Origin of the sequence: Kribbella sp. NPDC049174, from assembly GCF_043197365.1 — a bacterium.
GTDB lineage: Bacteria > Actinomycetota > Actinomycetes > Propionibacteriales > Kribbellaceae > Kribbella.
Genome location: NZ_JBICSZ010000001.1, coordinates 641,815 through 658,898, shown reverse-complemented (window position 1 = coordinate 658,898; position 17,084 = coordinate 641,815). Strand labels below are relative to the sequence as shown.

13 protein-coding genes and 1 riboswitch are annotated in these 17,084 nt (G+C 68.9%); of the genes, 9 read left to right on the top strand and 4 right to left on the bottom strand.

What is annotated here, in order from left to right:
- Positions 1-95: 95 nt before the first annotated feature.
- Positions 96-204, top strand: a riboswitch (guanidine-I (ykkC/yxkD leader).
- Between the two features lie 54 nt (positions 205-258).
- Genes ACGFIF_RS03050 through ACGFIF_RS03025 form a run of 6 tightly spaced genes read left to right on the top strand, consistent with a single transcriptional unit; the run spans position 259 to position 7,786 of the window.
- Positions 259-1,845 carry an amino acid permease gene (locus ACGFIF_RS03050; RefSeq protein WP_393150791.1) on the top strand — a complete coding sequence of 529 codons (1,587 nt, stop codon included), beginning with the start codon at positions 259-261 and terminating at the stop codon, positions 1,843-1,845.
- Positions 1,842-2,450, top strand: a complete 609-nt coding sequence (locus ACGFIF_RS03045; RefSeq protein ID WP_393150789.1) for a DUF1989 domain-containing protein — start codon at positions 1,842-1,844, stop codon at positions 2,448-2,450. Before ACGFIF_RS03050 ends, ACGFIF_RS03045 begins: the two co-directional genes overlap by 4 nt.
- Complete coding sequence (locus ACGFIF_RS03040) at positions 2,447-3,064, top strand: urea amidolyase associated protein UAAP2 (protein ID WP_393150787.1); 618 nt, start codon at positions 2,447-2,449, stop codon at positions 3,062-3,064. The genes ACGFIF_RS03045 and ACGFIF_RS03040 overlap by 4 nt, the downstream gene beginning before the upstream one ends.
- A gap of 2 nt (positions 3,065-3,066) precedes the next feature.
- Positions 3,067-5,010 (top strand): 5-oxoprolinase/urea amidolyase family protein, encoded by a 1,944-nt coding sequence (locus ACGFIF_RS03035; protein ID WP_393150785.1) that lies wholly within the window; start codon positions 3,067-3,069, stop codon positions 5,008-5,010.
- Positions 5,007-6,590: an allophanate hydrolase gene (gene atzF, locus ACGFIF_RS03030; protein ID WP_393150782.1), complete on the top strand. Its 1,584-nt coding sequence runs from the start codon at positions 5,007-5,009 to the stop codon at positions 6,588-6,590. The genes ACGFIF_RS03035 and atzF overlap by 4 nt, the downstream gene beginning before the upstream one ends.
- An 11-nt stretch (positions 6,591-6,601) precedes the next feature.
- The gene (locus tag ACGFIF_RS03025) at positions 6,602-7,786 is read left to right on the top strand and encodes a M20 family metallopeptidase (protein ID WP_393150780.1); all 1,185 of its coding nucleotides are present in this window, start codon (positions 6,602-6,604) and stop codon (positions 7,784-7,786) included.
- Between the two features lie 25 nt (positions 7,787-7,811).
- Here ACGFIF_RS03025 and ACGFIF_RS03020 read toward each other — a convergent pair whose 3' ends face one another.
- From ACGFIF_RS03020 to ACGFIF_RS03010, 3 genes are all read right to left on the bottom strand, one after another.
- Complete coding sequence (locus ACGFIF_RS03020; RefSeq protein WP_393150777.1) at positions 7,812-8,303, bottom strand: VOC family protein; 492 nt, start codon at positions 8,301-8,303, stop codon at positions 7,812-7,814.
- A gap of 68 nt (positions 8,304-8,371) precedes the next feature.
- Complete coding sequence (locus tag ACGFIF_RS03015) at positions 8,372-9,361, bottom strand: cation diffusion facilitator family transporter (RefSeq protein WP_393150775.1); 990 nt, start codon at positions 9,359-9,361, stop codon at positions 8,372-8,374.
- A gap of 90 nt (positions 9,362-9,451) precedes the next feature.
- On the bottom strand, positions 9,452-12,502 hold the full coding sequence (locus ACGFIF_RS03010; RefSeq protein WP_393150773.1) for an FAD-binding and (Fe-S)-binding domain-containing protein: 3,051 nt from the start codon (positions 12,500-12,502) through the stop codon (positions 9,452-9,454).
- Positions 12,503-12,547: 45 nt separating this feature from the next.
- On the opposite strand from ACGFIF_RS03010, the gene ACGFIF_RS03005 reads away from it, so the two are divergent.
- Positions 12,548-13,276 carry a maleate cis-trans isomerase gene (locus ACGFIF_RS03005; RefSeq protein ID WP_393150771.1) on the top strand — a complete coding sequence of 243 codons (729 nt, stop codon included), beginning with the start codon at positions 12,548-12,550 and terminating at the stop codon, positions 13,274-13,276.
- Complete coding sequence (locus ACGFIF_RS03000; protein ID WP_393150769.1) at positions 13,273-13,920, top strand: GntR family transcriptional regulator; 648 nt, start codon at positions 13,273-13,275, stop codon at positions 13,918-13,920. The genes ACGFIF_RS03005 and ACGFIF_RS03000 overlap by 4 nt, the downstream gene beginning before the upstream one ends.
- Before the next feature lie 205 nt (positions 13,921-14,125).
- Here ACGFIF_RS03000 and ACGFIF_RS02995 read toward each other — a convergent pair whose 3' ends face one another.
- Positions 14,126-15,568 carry an NAD-dependent succinate-semialdehyde dehydrogenase gene (locus tag ACGFIF_RS02995; protein ID WP_393153623.1) on the bottom strand — a complete coding sequence of 481 codons (1,443 nt, stop codon included), beginning with the start codon at positions 15,566-15,568 and terminating at the stop codon, positions 14,126-14,128.
- Between the two features lie 183 nt (positions 15,569-15,751).
- On the opposite strand from ACGFIF_RS02995, the gene ACGFIF_RS02990 reads away from it, so the two are divergent.
- On the top strand, positions 15,752-17,005 hold the full coding sequence (locus ACGFIF_RS02990) for an aspartate aminotransferase family protein (RefSeq protein ID WP_393150767.1): 1,254 nt from the start codon (positions 15,752-15,754) through the stop codon (positions 17,003-17,005).
- Positions 17,006-17,084 lie beyond the last annotated feature (79 nt).

The following is a 17,084-nucleotide window of genomic DNA, read 5'->3' as shown; positions in this document are numbered from 1 at the left end:
CCGACCCAGTGAGAGGATTTGTTTACGTCCTTGTTACACAGGACGCGCGCCGCCGAAACCAACGCGCCCTGAACTGAAAGGGACCCGCCGAGACGGCGGGGCGCCCCTAGGGTTCCGCTGCCGGCGACGGCAGGCCTGGTCCGAGAGGGGAGGCGGCGCTGTCACGACGGCGCCGTTCCACGGCGGGACAAAAGCCCGGGAGGCCTTGAAGGCCCCGGGCTGCCGTGTGCATTCCGGGCCGATCCGACGGAGGCCGGAATGTCAGCCACCCCTGAAACACTGACCGCACCCAACGCCAAGGAACCAAGCGCCGAGGACCTGGGCCAGTTCGGTTATGCCCAGCAACTCTCGCGCCGGGTCGGCAGCTACGCGTCGTTCGCGGCCGGCTTCTCGTTCGTGTCCATCCTGACGACTGTCTTCCAGCTGTTCGGGCTCGGCTTCGGCTTCGGCGGCACGGCCTTCTTCTGGACCTGGCCAGCGGTGCTCGCCGGGCAGCTGATGGTCGCCCTCTGCTTCGCCGAACTGGCCGCGCGCTATCCCCTGTCCGGGGCGATCTACCAGTGGGCCCGGCGTCTCGGCGGCGCCGTTGTCGGGTGGTTCGCAGGCTGGACGATGGTGATCGCGCAGATCATCACACTGGCCACCGCCGCGATCGCCTTGCAGGTAATCCTCCCCGCGGTCTGGTCCGGCTTCCAGCTGATCGGCACCGACTCCACGCTGGCATCGAAGGACGGCGCCGCGAACGCCGTCGTACTGGGCTGTCTTTTGTTGACAGCAACCACGATTCTGAACGCGACGAGCGTGCGGATCACCGCGGTCGTCAACTCGGTCGGCGTCACGTGTGAACTGATCGGCGTCGTGCTGATCGTCGTATTGCTGACAAGTCGCGCCGAGCGCGGTCCGTCCGTCGTCCTGCACACGACCAACCTCGACAGCACGACCGGGTACGTCGTACCCCTGCTGATCTCGGCCTTGATGGCGGCGTACGTGCTGGTCGGCTTCGACAGTGCGGGCGAACTGTCCGAGGAGACGCACAAGCCGCGCGCGACGACGCCCCGGACGATCATCCGCGCGGTCGTCGCGTCCGGGATCGGTGGCGCCTTCCTGATCATCGCCGCGCTGATGGCGGCGCCGTCCCTGACCAACGGCGATCTCGCCACGCAGGGTCTCCCCTACGTCCTGACCAGCCAACTCGGTACGACCGCCGGCAAATTGCTGCTCCTCGATGTCGCTCTCGCGGTCTGTGTCTGCACGCTGGCGATCCAGACGGCGGCGGCCCGGATGATCTTCTCGATGGCACGCGACAACGTGCTGCCGGCGTCGGCCCAGTTGCGCCAGGTGTCCCGTCGTACCGGCACCCCGGTGGCGGCCACCATCGTGCCCGGCGTGCTCGCGGCCGTGTGCCTGGTGGTGAACTTCGGCAACGCGGGCCTGTTCCTCGGCCTGGCGAGTGTCTGCATCATGCTGCTCTACATCGCGTACCTGATGGTCACCGCACCTTTGCTGGTACGGCGGCTGACCGGCCACGGACCGGCCGCCGGGATCGACGAGAACGGCCGGCCGCTGTTCTCGCTCGGGCGATTCGGTCTGATTGTCAACATCATCGCGGTCGCCTACGGACTCGCGATGGCGATCAACCTGGGCTGGCCACGGGCCGACGTGTACGACCCGGCCGGCGATGGCTGGCACCTGCACTACCTCCCACAGATCACGCTCGCCATCGTGGCTGTCGGTGGGCTGATCGCCTATCGCGTTCAGCGCCGCGCCTACCACGCCTCCATCGGCCTGGTCGTTCCGGCTGCCGCCACTGCTGGGGTCGCCGAGGCAGAAGGAGCGAGCGCGTGAATCACGACATTCCTGGCGCCGCCGCCTGGTCCGCACCGGTCCGCGCGGGGCGCAGCATCACCCTGACCGCTCTGGCCGACGGCGCGAACGCGTCGGTGCTGATCATCGGCGCGGATCGGCTCGATCGGCTGAACGTGCCGGACACGCTGAAGGCGCAGATGTCGGCCCGGATCCGGGCCGGCCTGGTTCTGATGTCGGACCGCGGTCTGGCGCTGGCGACGGTGGTCGTGTCGAGCCTCGACTGGCATGACTGTCTGACCGGATTCGTCCCCGACCGATTGTTGACAATCGAACTCACCAAGCACGGTTTCGGGCCGGCGGATCTGCACGGCGGCATCAACTTCTTCTCGAAGGTCGCGATCGCCGACGACTCCCGCGCATCGCTGGCCTTCGAACCCGACCACGCGCGCGCCGGAGACACCGTCACCCTGCGAGCCGAACAGGATCTGCTGGTGTTCATCTCGACCGCACCCCATCCCCTCGCGGACAACACAGTCGCCGGCGGGGTCGCCGTACGGATCGAAACCTCAAGTCATAGCGACGATCCCGAACTGCGGGAGGAAGCTCTCCGCGCGCTCGAGCTGACTCGGGAGCTGATCGCATGACCGTCACCGAGACAACCGTCAGCCTCGACACCGTCGTGGACCCCGGCGACGGCGCCCTCATCACCGTGCCCGCAGGCGGTCGATTGCAGATTGTCGACCTGCACGGGAACCAGGCCGTCGACACCTTGTTCTACGACGCGCACGACGTCGACAACCGCTACTCCGCATTCGACACGATCCGCGAACAGTGTGCGGTCTTCCTCACCACTGGCTCGCGGCTGTTGTCGACAACCCTCGACGAACTCGCCGTCATCACCGACGACACCTGCGGCCGGCACGACACCGTCGGCGGCGCGTGCTCGCAGGAGAGCAACGTGATCCGGTACGGCGACTTCACCCGGCACCAGCACGCGTGCCGCCAGACCTTCCTGTACTACGGCGCGCAAGCCGGCATCGGCCAGCGCCAGCTCACGCACAACGTCAACTTCTTCATGAACGTCCCGGTCACCTCCGGCGGCGACCTGAAGTTCGACGACGGCCTGTCGGCCCCGGGCCGGTACGTCGAGATCACCGCGACCCGGGACATCCTGGTCCTGATCAGCAACTGTCCGCAGGTCAACAATCCTTGTAACGGCTGGAATCCGACGCCCGTCCAACTCCTGGGCCGGTGGTGACGTTGGCGGTCATCACTGTCATCACGCCAGGGACGCAGACGACGGTGCAGGACCTGACCGGCCGACCAGGGCTGTGGGACGTCGGCGTGCCGCCGTCAGGCGCGGCCGACGAACTCAGCTTCGCGCTGGTCAACACCGCGGTCGGCAATCCGGACAGCGCGGCGGGTTTGGAGTGCGTGCTCGCCGGACCGGTGCTGACGTGCGACGAGGACCGGCTGATCTGCGTCGGTGGCGCTGTCGACAATGCGACGATCGACGGATACCGGGTGCGACCCGGCATGGTCGTCCGCCTCCCCGCAGGAGCTGTTCTGGATGTCGGTCCACTCGAGGGACCCGGGATGCGGGGCTATCTCGCGATCGAAGGAGGGTTCGACGTCCCGCGCGTACTCGGCAGCCGATCCACCTTCATCCTGGGCGGTTTCGGCGGTCAGGACGGCAGACCGCTCGCGGCCGGTGACCAACTCCCGCTGGGCCGCCGGGAGAACCTGCTCAGCCCGCTGTCGGTCGAACTGCCGACCATCTCGGATTCCTGGAATCTGCGCGTGATCCCCGGGCCGCACGGCGCTCCGGATCACCTCACGGCCGAGGGTGTCGAGGCGTTCTTCGCGAACAGTTGGATTGTCGACCATCGGTCCGATCGCACCGGGACCCGGCTGATCGGACCGGTCCCGGACTGGGCCCGGACCGACGGTGGTGAGGCCGGACTGCATCCGTCCAACGTGCACGACTCGGCGTACCCGGTCGGCGGCATCATGCTGTCCGGCGACACCCCAGTCATCGTCGGCAAGGACGGGCCTTCGCTCGGTGGCTTCGTCGTACCGGCTGTCGTGATCGAGGCCGATCGCTGGATGCTCGGCCAGCTTCGCGCCGGCGACTCAGTCCAACTGGTGCCGGTGACGCTGGAAACCGCGACCGAGGCGATCTCGGTACGACGTCGTTGGCTCGCCGACCTCCGGCAGGAACCGGAGCCGGTCGCCGCCGCCGTCAGCAGTGCCGGGCGTCCTGACGTCCTGCATCAGTCCGACGGCGTACCGCCGTACACGATCAGGTGTGCGGGAGAACGCCATCTCCTGGTGGAGGCCGGACCGGCCGAGCTCGACCTGACCGTCCGCGTGTGGATTCACCTGTTGGCGCAGGCGTTGCGGGGCCACCGGCCGGACGGTGTCGTCGAGATCGTCGAGGGGGTGCGATCGCTCCTGATCGCGGTGGACTCCTCGCGGCTCAGGCTGCACGAACTGGCCGAGCAGCTCGCATTTCTGGCGGCGGGGCTGGCGGACCCGGCGACCGTGGTGCTGCCGGCGCGCGAGGTGACTCTCCCGATCGCGTTCGACCACCCGGAGGCGCACGAGGCGATGCGCCGGTACGCGACCTCGGTCCGGCCCGACGCGCCGTGGTGTCCGGACAACGTGGAGTTCATCCGGCGAGTCAACGATCTGCGCCGGCGGGACGAGGTCTTCGAGATCATGCAGGAGGCGACGTACCTGGTCGTCGGGCTGGGCGACGTCTACCTCGGCGCGCCGGTCGCCGTACCGGTCGATCCCCGGCACCGGCTGGTGACCACGAAGTACAACCCGGCCCGGACCTGGACCCCGCAGAACGCGGTCGGGATCGGCGGGATCTATCTGTGCGTGTACGGCATGGAAGGACCCGGCGGGTACCAGTTGGTCGGGCGCACCGTCCCGGTCTGGCGGCTGTCGCCCAACGACGAGCAACCCTGGCTGCTGAGGCAGTTCGACCTGATCAGATTCATCCCGGTGAGCGCCGAGCAACTCGCCCACGAGCGGGCCGAGATCAAGGCCGGGCGGGCCGACCTGCGGGTCAGCCCGGCGACCTTCTCGATCGCCGACGTACGCCGGATCGAACAGGAGGCACCTGTGGACATTGCGACGGTACGGGCGAAGCGGCGAGCCGCCTTCGACGCCGAGCGGGCCCGGTGGGGCGCGTGAACGTCTGGATCAGCCGGGTCGAGCCGGTCGAGGCCGCGCCGGGACCGTTGCACGGCCTCACCATGGCGCTCAAGGACAACATCGATCTCGCCGGGGTGCCGACGACGGCCGGCGATCCGCGGAACTCCAGCCCGGCGGCGCGGAACGCCTTCGTGGTCGATCGGTTGATCGCGGCCGGCGCCGTACCACTGGGGAAGACCAACCTGGATCAGTACGCGACCGGACTGGTCGGCACGCGTTCGCCGTACGGCGCTTGTCACTCGGTGTTCTCCGCGGACCACGTATCGGGCGGATCGAGTTCGGGTAGCGCCGTCGCGGTGGCGAGTGGGCAGGTCGACTTCGCGCTCGGGACGGACACCGCCGGGAGCGGCCGGGTGCCGGCTGCCTTCAATCGGATTGTCGGCATCAAACCGAGTCGTGGGCTCGTCTCCGCGCGTGGCGTCGTACCGGCCTGCCGATCGCTCGACTGCGTGACGGTGATGGCGCGGTCGGTCGGGACGGCGCGTGCGGTCTTCGACGCGATGGTCGCCTTCGATCCGGACGACGCCTGGTCGCGACGAGCTTCTGATCTGCCACGGAGCAGGGCTGGTCACACGCCGGGTGCCGCCGCGGTGATCGGCGTACCGGATCTGGACCTGGACCTCGATCCGCTGCACGAGCGGGCCTGGCAGCAGACGCTCGATCAGGCTGATCGGCTCGGCGACGTGGTGAAGGTGGACGTGCGGCCGCTGCTCGAAGCGGCGGAGTTGCTGTACTCCGGGCCGTGGCTCGCCGAGCGATGGCTGGCCTTCGGAGACAAGATGGACGACGACCCCGCAGTGGATCCGACCGTGCGGTCGATTGTCCACAATGGTGCGACGCTGACGGCGGCAGACGCCTTCGCGGGCTTCGATCGACTCGCGACACTCGCTCGTGCGAGCGAGCACCTGTGGACGGAGCTCGACGCCCTGCTGCTGCCGGTGACCTCGGGTCACCCGACCCTAGCCGAGGTGGCGGCGGATCCTGTCGGCGTGAACAGCCGGCTGGGACGCTTCACGAACATGGTCAATCTGCTCGACCTGTGCGCGGTCGCGTTCCCCGGTCCGGACCGTTCCGACGGCTTGCCGTTCGGTGTCCAACTGCTGGCGCCGGCCGGTCACGACCGGGTGCTGATCGACCTCGCCGCTCTGTGGTGCGGCGAGGCTACCGAGGACGAGGTCCTGCTCGCGGTCGCCGGGGCTCACCTGACCGGCCAGCCACTCAACGATGAGCTGGTACGACGTGGTGCCCGGCTCGCCTTCGATGCGCGGACTGCTTCGTCGTACCGGATGTATCTGGTCGACGGCCCCAGGCCGGGTCTGACTCGGACGTTGTCGGACGAAGCCGGGCCGGGGATCCAGGTCGAAGTGTGGAGTCTGCCCGCGGCCGAACTCGGTGGATTCGCGGCGACGGTCGAGCCACCGCTCGCGATCGGTCCGCTCGAACTGTCGGACGGACGGCGCATCCTCGGGTTCGTGTGTACGGCCGACGGCGCGGATCCGGCGCGTGACATCACGTCGTTCGGTGGCTGGCGCTCCTACCTGACCGGGAGGTCCGCCTAGGCTTCGTAGCCATGACCCCTGACGAACAGAGCGTCCTCGACCGGATCGACGAAGAGCTGCTGGTGCGGGTCACCTGCCAGTTGCTGCAGGCAACCGGGCAGAACCCGCCCGGCGAGGAGGCCGCGACTGTCGCGGTGCTCGCGGCGGCGGGGCGGGAGCTCGGGCTCGACGTGGTCACCTCACCCGTCGAGCCCGGGCGCGACAACGTCAGCATCACGCTTGCCGGGGGCAACGGTCCAGGCCTGTTGATCCTCGGGCACACGGACGTCGTGCCGGTCGGTGACGGCTGGACGACCGATCCGTACGGCGGGGTGGTGCAGGACGGGCGCATCTACGGGCGCGGCGCGTCGGACATGAAGGGCGGACTCGCCGCGGCACTGGTCGCGTTGGCCGCTTTGCGTGGCGCCGGACTGAGCGGACCGGTCGAGCTCGCCGCCGTGGTGGACGAGGAGGAGACAGGCAAAGGCATCCGGGCGTACGTCGACAAGGCCCGCGGCGTCGGCGGGTCTGGGTTTCTTGGGTGTGTTACGGCCGAGCCGACTGATCTGCAGACAATCATCGCGGCTCGGGGCGACTCGTATCTTCGGGTCGCGGTCCACGGGCGCGCGTGCCACGCGGGGAACCCGGACGACGGCGCGAACGCGATCTATGGTGCTGCCGCTGTCGTCGCCGAAATCGAGCGACTGCACACCGAGCTCGCCGCCGATCCGCACCCGCTGCTCGGGCCCGCGACCTGGAGCGTCGGTCAGATCAACGGTGGGACGGGCGGTTCGATCGTGCCGGCCGATTGTGTGATCGTCGCCGATCGGCGGCTCCTGCCCGGTGAGTCGCCGGCCGCCGCACTCGACGGTCTGCGGTCCCGCGTGGCGGCGCTGCGGCTCGAGGATCGCGGGTTGTCGGTCGAGCTCGAGATGCCGATGGAGATGCCTGCGTTCGAGACGGCTGCCGATGCGGAGCTCGTCCGCGTGATCGAGGCGGCCCGGGTCGAGGCCGGCGGCCCCGATCTGCCGCTCGCGGGATGGACGGCGGCTTGCGATGGCGGGTACGTCGCTCGCGACCTCGGCGTACCCGTGGTTGTGCTCGGTCCCGGCTCCGTCACCACCCAGGCCCATCGGGGGGACGAGTCCGTCCCGATCGCCGAACTCGTCACCGCGGCGCGTGCCTACACTCTTACCGCGCTGCGCCTCCTCGGCTAAGCCCGTCGCCGGCCAGCCGCGGCGGTCATTCGTGGTTGCGGTCAGTCGCGGCGGGGAAGAATTCGGCGCCCGTCACGTACTCCATCCGCCGGGTGAACTCGGGATCCGCCAGCCGCTCCATCATCTCCGCCTCGGTCAGTTCCTCGATCCGAGTCTGGATCCAGTAGAGGTTGCCGAACGGATCGCGCACCCGTCCCACCTTGTCGCCGAAGAACAGATGCGTCACCTCGGTCACCGACGTCCCGCCGGCCGCGACCGCCCGGGCGTGCGTGGCGTCCGCGTCATCGACGTACAGACGGAGAAAAGCAGGCGTCGCAGGCCACTCCGGCCGGGCGTCGAACATCATCACGATCGCGTTCCCGATCCGCATCTCCGCGTGCCCGATCCGGCCGTCCGGACCCACCATCCGGTCGATCTCCTCGGCCCCGAACGCCCGGGTCAGCCAGTCCATCAATCCGTCCGTGTCCTGACCGATGATCCACGGCGTCACGGTCGTATATCCCTCGGGAATCGGCATCTCGGCTCTCCTTCACTCGGTGTCGGACGAGACCAACGCTAGAAGGAGAACCGGACAAGTTCTGTCCGCTACTGAGAATCGGCCGGACTGACGTGGACGGTCGCGCTGTGCAGCCTGGGCAGCGAATGCGAGAGGCGGTGGTGGGCCTCATGCGCGATGGCGTGAGCGGCGGCCAGAGTGAGCGTCGGATCGACGACGACGCTGGTCTCGGCGCGGATGCGGTGACCGGTCCAGCGAAGCCGGAGGTCCTCGATCGCGGTAACGCCGGGCGTCCCGCGCAGGGTCGTCTCGGCGGTTGTCAGCAATTCGGGGTCGACCGCGTCCATCAGGCGGCGGTAGACGTCGGTCCACGCACTCTTCAGTACGACGAGGATCGCGAGGGTGATGGCGAGTCCGACGATCGGGTCGGCCAACGGGAAGCCGGCCAATACGCCGACAGCACCCAGTACGACGGCCAGCGACGTGAACCCATCGGTCCGGGCATGGAGTCCATCGGCCACCAGCGCTGCCGAGCCGATCCGGCGACCGACCCGGATCCGATACATGGCGACAATCTCATTGCCGACAAAACCGGCCAGGCCGGCCGCGATCAGCGCGCCGAGGTGGCCGAGCGGCTGCGGATCGATCAGCCGGCGGATCGACTCGTACCCGGCGATCACCGCGGACAACGCGATCATCCCGACGATGAAGATCCCGGCGAGATCCTCGGCCCGGCCGAACCCATACGTGTAGCGCCGGGTCGCCGGACGCCGCGCGAGCACGAACGCGACCCAGAGTGGCACGGCGGTCAACGCGTCGGAGAAGTTGTGGATCGTGTCCGCGAGCAGCGCGACCGATCCGGTCAGTACGACGAGGATGGCTTGGAGGACCGCGGTAGCACCGAGCCCGGCCAGGCTGAGCTTGACCGCGCGAATCCCCCCGGCGCTCGCCTCCAACGCCGCATCCACCGACTCCGCAGCATCATGCCGATGCGGTCGCACCACCCCAAGCGCCCAGCCCACTACCCCGCGCCGCTCTCCCGCGGCGTGGTCATGCCCGTGCCCGTGCCCGTGGTTCATGAAGACATGCTATCTGCGCAATCATGCATATACGCAAGTAGCTGCAACCTCCATGGGGTCTCAGGATCGGCGGGCAGGTGGTGGCGGGCGTTAGCTCTTGAGGGCCTGGGCGAGGATCTCGGCCAGGTGGTGGGCCTGGCGCGGGGTGCCTTGCGCGATCTGGGTGCGGCAACTGAAGCCGTCGGCCAGTACGGCGGTTGCTTCGGGCAACGAACGTACGGCGGGCAGCAGCACGCGCTCACCGATCGCCTTCGAGACGGCGTAGTGGTCGCGTTCGAAGCCGAAGTTGCCGGCCAGACCACAGCAGCCCGAATCGGGGATGGTCGCGTCGATGCCGGCCGCTGACATCAGTCGGCGGTCGGCATCGAAGCCGAGGACGGCGTGCTGGTGACAATGCGTCTGGACAAGAGCCTCTCCCCCGACCTGCGGTGGTTCCCAGCCGGAGTCGACCAGGAACTCGGCGAAAGTCCGGACCGACTTCGCGGCTTTGTCGGCGAGCGGATTGTCGGCAATCAGATCAGGTGCGTCGTGGCGGATGGCCGCCGTACAACTGGGTTCGACCCCGACGATCGGCGTACCGTCGGCCAGATACGGCGCAAGGACCTCGAGCGAACGATTGAGGACGCGCCGCGCATTCTTCAACTGCCCGGTGGAGATCCACGTCAGCCCGCAGCACACCCGCTTGTCCGGCACCACAACCTCAAAGCCAGCCGCCTCCAGCACCTCCACCGCCGCCCGCCCGATCTCCGGCGCCAGCCGATCCGTGAACGTATCCGACCACAACACGACCCTCCCCCGCCCCCGCTCCGCCGCGCCGCGAGCGGGTGCCGGGGTGTGAGACTCCGCAGCCGATGAGGGTTCACGCGGCGTCTGGGCGCGTTTCGCGAACCAGGTGGTGAAGGGCTGATCGGCGAAGGGTGGGATGTCGCGCTCGGGGGCGATGCCGCCGAGGCGTTTGGTCAAACGCAGCCGGGCGAAGCGGTTCGCGAGGCCGGGCATCGGTGCGGCTAGCCGGGCCCAGAGTGGAAGCCAGCCCATCGACCAGTGGGACAGCGGCCGGGCCCATGGACGACGTGCGTAGTGGTGCTGCGTGAACTCGGCCTTGTACGTCGCCATGTCCACGTTGACCGGACAATCGGACAGGCATCCCTTGCAGGACAGGCAGAGATCGAGGCCGTCGCGTACTTCGGTCGAGCGCCAGCCGTCCGTGATCAGGTCGCCCTGCAGCATCTCCCACAGCAGGTGCGCCCGGCCGCGGGTCGAATGCTTCTCCTCGCGGGTGACCTGATAGCTCGGGCACATCACCCCGCCCGAACTCTGCCGGCACTTGCCGATCCCGACACATCGGCGCTGCGCCTGCGCGAAATCGTGCTCGTCGTCCGGGTACGCGAAGATTGTCGGCAATCGACGATCCTTCGCCGGCCCATCGTGCCGGATCGCCAGATCCAGCGGCGGCGGTTCGACGATCATCCCGGGGTTCATCACCCCGGCCGGATCCCAGATCTCCTTCAGCTCAGGGAACAGTCGGACCCCGTCGGCGCCGTACATCCGGCTGAGCAACTCGCCGCGCGCCCGCCCGTCACCGTGCTCACCGGACACCGATCCCCCGAGCTCGACGACCAGGTCCGTCGACTGCTCGACGAAGTGCCGGTACGTCGCGATGCCGCCCCGACTGAGCAGGTCGAAGTCGATCCGCATGTGCATGCAGCCCTCGCCGAAATGCCCGTACGACGCCCCCGACAAACCGTGCCGACCCAGCAACTCGTCGAGGCCGCGAAGGTAGGCCCCGAGCCGCTCCGGAGGTACGGCGGCGTCCTCCCAGCCACCCCACGCCTCGGCACCGTCGGCCCGACGAGTCGCGAGACCGGCGGCGTCAGTACGGCAACGCCACAGGACCGCTTGCGCCCTCGGATCCGTCACCAGGCTTGCGGTCGCGGGTGAGCCGGAGTCGTGCAGTTCGTCGAGCATTGTCTGCGCGGCCCGGGCGGCCAGCACCTCGTCCTCGCCGCCCATCTCCACCAGCAGCCATGCTTTGCCGTCGGGAAGCCCGGCGCGTACGGCGGCATCCCGCACCTCGGCCGGGAGTCGCTCGACCAGGTCGATGTTGATGGACTCCATCGTCAGCGGACCATGCCGCAGCACGATCGGCACACAATCGGCCGACGTGATCGAGTCCCCGAACCCGAGCACACACAGAACCTTTGCCTTTGGCAACGGGGTGAGCGCGACGGTCGCCTGCACGGTGGCCGCCAGGCCGCCTTCGCTCCCGGACAACAACCCGGCGACGTTGTACCCGTACTCGGGCAAGAGCCGGTGCAGCGCATACCCGGAGATCTGCCGCGTGAACCGCCCGAACCGCCGCCGGACAAGCAACTCGTTGCGATCCACGAACGCTTGCATCGCCCGATGCAACTCCCCCTCCCGCCCAGGCCGCCCGGCATACGCCGCCCGCAAGCCGAGGACATCCCCACCCTGCATCCCAGCGCGAGCACCCGGTACTCCCGAGGCACCCACCAGCCCACCCGGCACGTCTGCCCACATCCCCGGGCTGCCTGTCTGCGCGCCGGCGTCGACCGTCAGTCGGGTGCCGTCGGCGAGGATCACGTCCAGGGAGCGGAGGTTGTCGGCGGTCGTGCCCCAAGCAACCGAATGGGCGCCACACGCATTGTTCGCAATCATCCCGCCGATCGTCGCCCGGCTGGCCGACGACGGATCGGCACCGAACGCCAGACCGGAAGACCTGGCCGCTGCCAGCAGATCCGTCAGCACAACCCCCGGCTCAACCACCGCGGTCCGCGACTCGGCATCGATGTCGAGGATCCGATTGAGATGCCGGGACACATCGACAACCACCCCACCGATCGCGTTCCCCGCCATCGAGGTCCCGCCACCCCGCATCACCACCGGCGCCCCGGCCGCGGCAATCACCGCAACCGCAGTTGCGAGATCGTCGACATCAGCCGGCACCACAACGACATCCGGCACGGCCCGATAGTTCGACCCGTCCGCCGCATACAGCGCCCGCATCCCCGGGTCGTCCCCGACCACCCCACGCACGCCCCGCCGCAACTCCGCGACCAACCGCACCACGTCGTAGCCAGGCCCGGATGTTCTGATCGTGGGGTTGTCTGGGGTTAACATTGTCGACAATCTACCCATTTCGGTGCGTGTCAGCCAGGAGGACGAATGGTCACGGTGGGGCTGCTCTATCCCGGTCACAGCGCGGAAGACGACTACCCGGCGCTCGAGGCGCGGCTGGACGGGGCGGTCAAGCTCCCGGTCGTGATCACCTCCGTCGGCGAGGACGCGCACCGGGTGGACGCACTCCTCGACCTGGGCCGCGCCGAACGGCTCGCCGAAGGCGCCTCCGCACTCGCCTCCGCCCAGCCGGACGCGGTGATGTGGGCCTGCACGTCGGGCAGTTTCGTCTTCGGACCCGAGGGGGCCCGCAACCAGGCCTCCGGGGTCGCTGAGGCGCTCGGCGTACCGGCGTCCTCGACATCTCTCGCATTCGTCGACGCGTGCAAGGCGCTCGACGTACGCCGGGTCGCGGTGGCCGCGTCGTACCCGGAGGATGTCGCGACGCACTTCGTCCGGTTCCTGACCGCGGGCGGGATCGAGGTGGTCTCGATGGGCAGCCACGGGATCATCACCGCGGCCGAGGTCGGCACGCTCGAGCCGGAGCAGGTGATCGCGATGGTGAAGGCCGCGGACCACCCGGACGCCGAGGCGATCCTCGTACCGGACACCGCGATGCACACCCTCGAGATCGTCGACGAACTGGAGGCGGCCGCCGGCAAGCCGGTGCTCACGGCCAACCAGGTGACGGTATGGAAAGGGCTGCAGTTGATCGGCCCGGTACCGTCACTGCCAGGCTTGGGTCGATTGTTTTCAGCAAGGGGGACACACGCGTGACCAGTTTCATCGAGCCGTTGGCGCAGGAGTCGACGCCGAGCATCATCGCCGACAAACTGCGCAAGGCCATCAGCCACGGCGAGCTCAAGCCGGGCGCTCAGCTCGGCGAGGCCGACCTGGCCCGCAAGCTCGGCGTCAGCCGTGGACCGCTCCGGGAGGGGATGCAGCGGCTGACCCAGGAGGGCCTGCTGGTCTCGATCCGCAACCGTGGGCTGTTCGTCAGAGACATGACCCCCGAAGACGTCCGGGACATGTACCTGGCGCGTGAGGCGATCGAGCGCGCCGCCGCGCGACGGGTCATCGCCGGCGACTACAAAGCCGCCGGCAAGGAACTGCTCGCCATCGTCGAAGAGATGGCGGCCGCCGAGGGCGACCCGGCCGCGGTCGGCGAACTCGACATCGCGTTCCACGAACGCCTGGTGACGCTCGCCGGCAGCCCACGCCTGTCCCGGATGCACCAGACCTACATCACCGAGACCCGGATGTGCATCCACGCCCTCGAGGAGACCTACACCGTCTCCGACGTCCGGGTCGGCGAACACAAGGCTCTAGCCGAGGCCATCCGCGCCGGCGACCACCTCCTCGCCGACGACCTCCTGATGGCCCACATGGACGACGCCATAACCCGCCTAACCACCCGCTGACGTCCCCGCCGCCCGACTCGGTCCCGTCCCCGGCCCGGTCCCGTCCCGTCCGGCTCGACCCGGCTCGGCCCGGTCCCGTCCCGGCTCAGCCCGGTGCCGTCACCGGCCCGTCCAGCTCAGCCCGGCCCGTCCAGCTCAGCCCGGCCCGTCCAGCTCTGCCCGGCTCGGCCCGGTCCCGTCCCGCCGGCTCGGGCCGGGGACGGTTCTACGGCAGGGCGATGCCGATGTACTTCGTTTCCAGGAACTCGTCGATGCCGACGCTGCCACCCTCGCGGCCGAGGCCGGACTGTTTGACGCCGCCGAAGGGTGCGGCGGGGTTGGAGACGATGCCCTGGTTGAGGCCGACCATGCCGGTTTCCAGGGATTCGGCGACGCGGAGAGCGCGGCGGAGGTCGTTGGTGAAGACGTACGCCACCAGGCCCCATTCCGTGTCGTTGGCCGCGGCGACCACCTCGTCCTCGGTGTCGAACGGCGTCAGCGGGGCGACCGGGCCGAAGATCTCCTGGTCGGCCATCGCAGCGTCCCGAGGCACACCTGTCAGCACCGTCGGCGGGTAGAAGTAGCCGTTGCCAGCGGCAACCTCCCCGCCGGTGAGCACGGTGGCGCCACGGCTCACCGCGTCGGCGACCAGGGACTGCACCTTCGCCAGCCCCGCCTCGTCGATCAACGGTCCGACCTTGACACCCGGCTCCGTACCCCGGCCGACAGTGAGTGCCGACATCTTCGCGGCCAGCCGGCGCCCGAACTCGTCGATTGTCGACGAATGGACGAAGACGCGATTGGCCGCCGTACAGGCCTCGCCCATGTTGCGCATCTTGGCCGCGATCGCCCCGTCCACCGCCTCGTCCAGGTCGGCGTCCTCGAACACGATGAACGGCGCGTTCCCGCCGAGCTCCAGCGACGTCCGCAGGACCTTCTCCGCGCTTTGCTCGAGCAGCATCCGGCCGACGCGGGTGGAACCGGTGAACGACAGCTTGCGGGCCAGACCGGAGCGGATCAGCGGCTCCATCACGCCGCCCGCGTCCATCGCGGTGACGCAGTTGACCGCCCCCACCGGTACGCCGGCCTCGGCCAGGATGCCCATCAACGCCAGCATCGACAGCGGCGTCTGGTGCGCGGGTTTGATCACGCTCGTACAGCCGGCCGCGATCGCCGGGCCGAGCTTGCGGGTGCCCATCGCCATCGGGAAGTTCCACGGCGTGATGAGCAGGCACGGGCCGACCGGTTGCTTGGCGATGAGGAAGCGCGCGTTCCCGGCCGGTGCGGTCTGGTAGCCGCCGTCGATCCGGACCGCCTCGCCCGCGAAGTGCCGGAAGAACTCGGCCGCGTACGCGATCTCGCCGCGCGCCTCGGCCAGCGGCTTGCCCATCTCCAGCGTCATCAACAGCGCGAGATCGTCGACGCGCTCGAGCAGTAGCTCGTACGCCGCGGTCAGCATGTCGGCCCGTTCACGCGGCGAAAGCTTCGCGAAGGAGGGTTGCACCGCGACCGCCGCGTCGAGCGCCGCGCGACCATCGGCCGGCGAGGCGTCCGCGACCGAGCAAAGCTTCTCGCCCGTAGACGGATCCAGTACGTCGAACGTCCGGCCGCCTGCCGCGTCGACCCACTGCCCACCGACGTACAACCGCTTCTCAACGGCATCAATCACCTTGGCCTCATCGGCACTGAGCCCTTGATGGCCGGCGTTGAGCCCTGGTTGGTCGGCGTTGAGCCCTGGATGTGCAGTCACGAGCGGCCTCCATTGACAGTCCAGATGCCTGAGATACGCTGATTGTCGACAATCTACCAGTTGACGAAGAAGTGTCGACCGGACGCGTGAAGGGGAGCCGCCGTGGCCGAGCTGTCGCAGGTGTTGAAACAGGCAACCGGAGTCGTGGCCGCCCGCGGTGAGGGCGTGTTGCTGTTCGACGAGGACGATCGGCGGTACCTCGACTTCACGGCGGGCATCGGGGTGACGTCGACCGGGCACTGCCATCCGCGCGTGGTCGCGGCGGCGCAGGAGCAGGTCGCCAAGATCATCCACGCCCAGTACACGACGGTGCTGCATCGGCCGCTGCTCAACCTGGTCGACCGGCTCGGCGAGGTCCTCCCCCAGCACCTCGACCGGATGTTCTTCGCGAACTCCGGCAGCGAGGCGATCGAGGCGGCGCTGCGGCTCAGCCGGCAGGCGACCGGTCGGCCGAACGTGATCGTGTTCCACGGCGGGTTCCACGGCCGGACGGTGGCGGCGGCGTCGATGACGACGTCGGGGACCAAGTTCCGGTCCGGGTTCAGCCCGTTGATGGCCGGCGTCCAGGTGTCGCCGTTCCCCGACCCCGGGCACTTCGGCTGGCCGGTGGAGCAGGCGACGGACTTCGCGCTGAGTCAGCTGGACTACATCTTGCAGACATTGAGTACGCCGGCCGACACCGCGGCGTTCTTCGTCGAGCCGGTGCTGGGCGAGGGCGGGTACGTCCCGGCAAACGAGCGGTTCTTCGCCGGACTCCGCGAACGCGCCGACCAGCACGGGATCCTGCTCGTCGTGGACGAGGTGCAGACCGGGTTCGGCCGGACCGGGAAGTTCTGGGGTGGCGACCACTTCGGTTCACATCCGGACATCCTGGTCACGGCCAAAGGGCTGGCGTCCGGGTTCCCGCTGTCCGGGATCGCGGCGTCGTCCGCGCTGATGGAGAAGGCGTGGCCCGGCTCGCAGGGCGGGACGTACGGCGCCAACGCGGTCGCGTGCGCGGCCGCATTGGCCACGCTGGACGTCATCCAGGACGAGGGCCTGGTGCAGAACTCGGCCGAGCGGGGTGCACAGCTGAAGCAGGCGCTGCAGTTGGTCGCGGACAAGCACGAGCAGATCACCGACGTGCGCGGACTCGGGTTGATGATCGGCAACGAGTTCCGCGACGCCGACGGCAAACCCGACCCGGTCACGGCGGCCGCCGTACAGCAGGAGGCGGCAAGGAGGGGTCTCCTGCTGTTGACGTGCGGCGCCTGGGGCCAGGTCGTCCGCTTCATCCCCGCCCTCGTCGTCAACCCAACAGAAATCGACGAGGCCGCTGGCATCTGGTCAGACGCCGTAACCGCCGTCATCTCCTGACCGCACCCGCGCCAGCCGCACCAGCCCCAGCCGCGTCCGGACAGCCAAGCGCGAACGGCTGTCCGGACGGGATGCGACA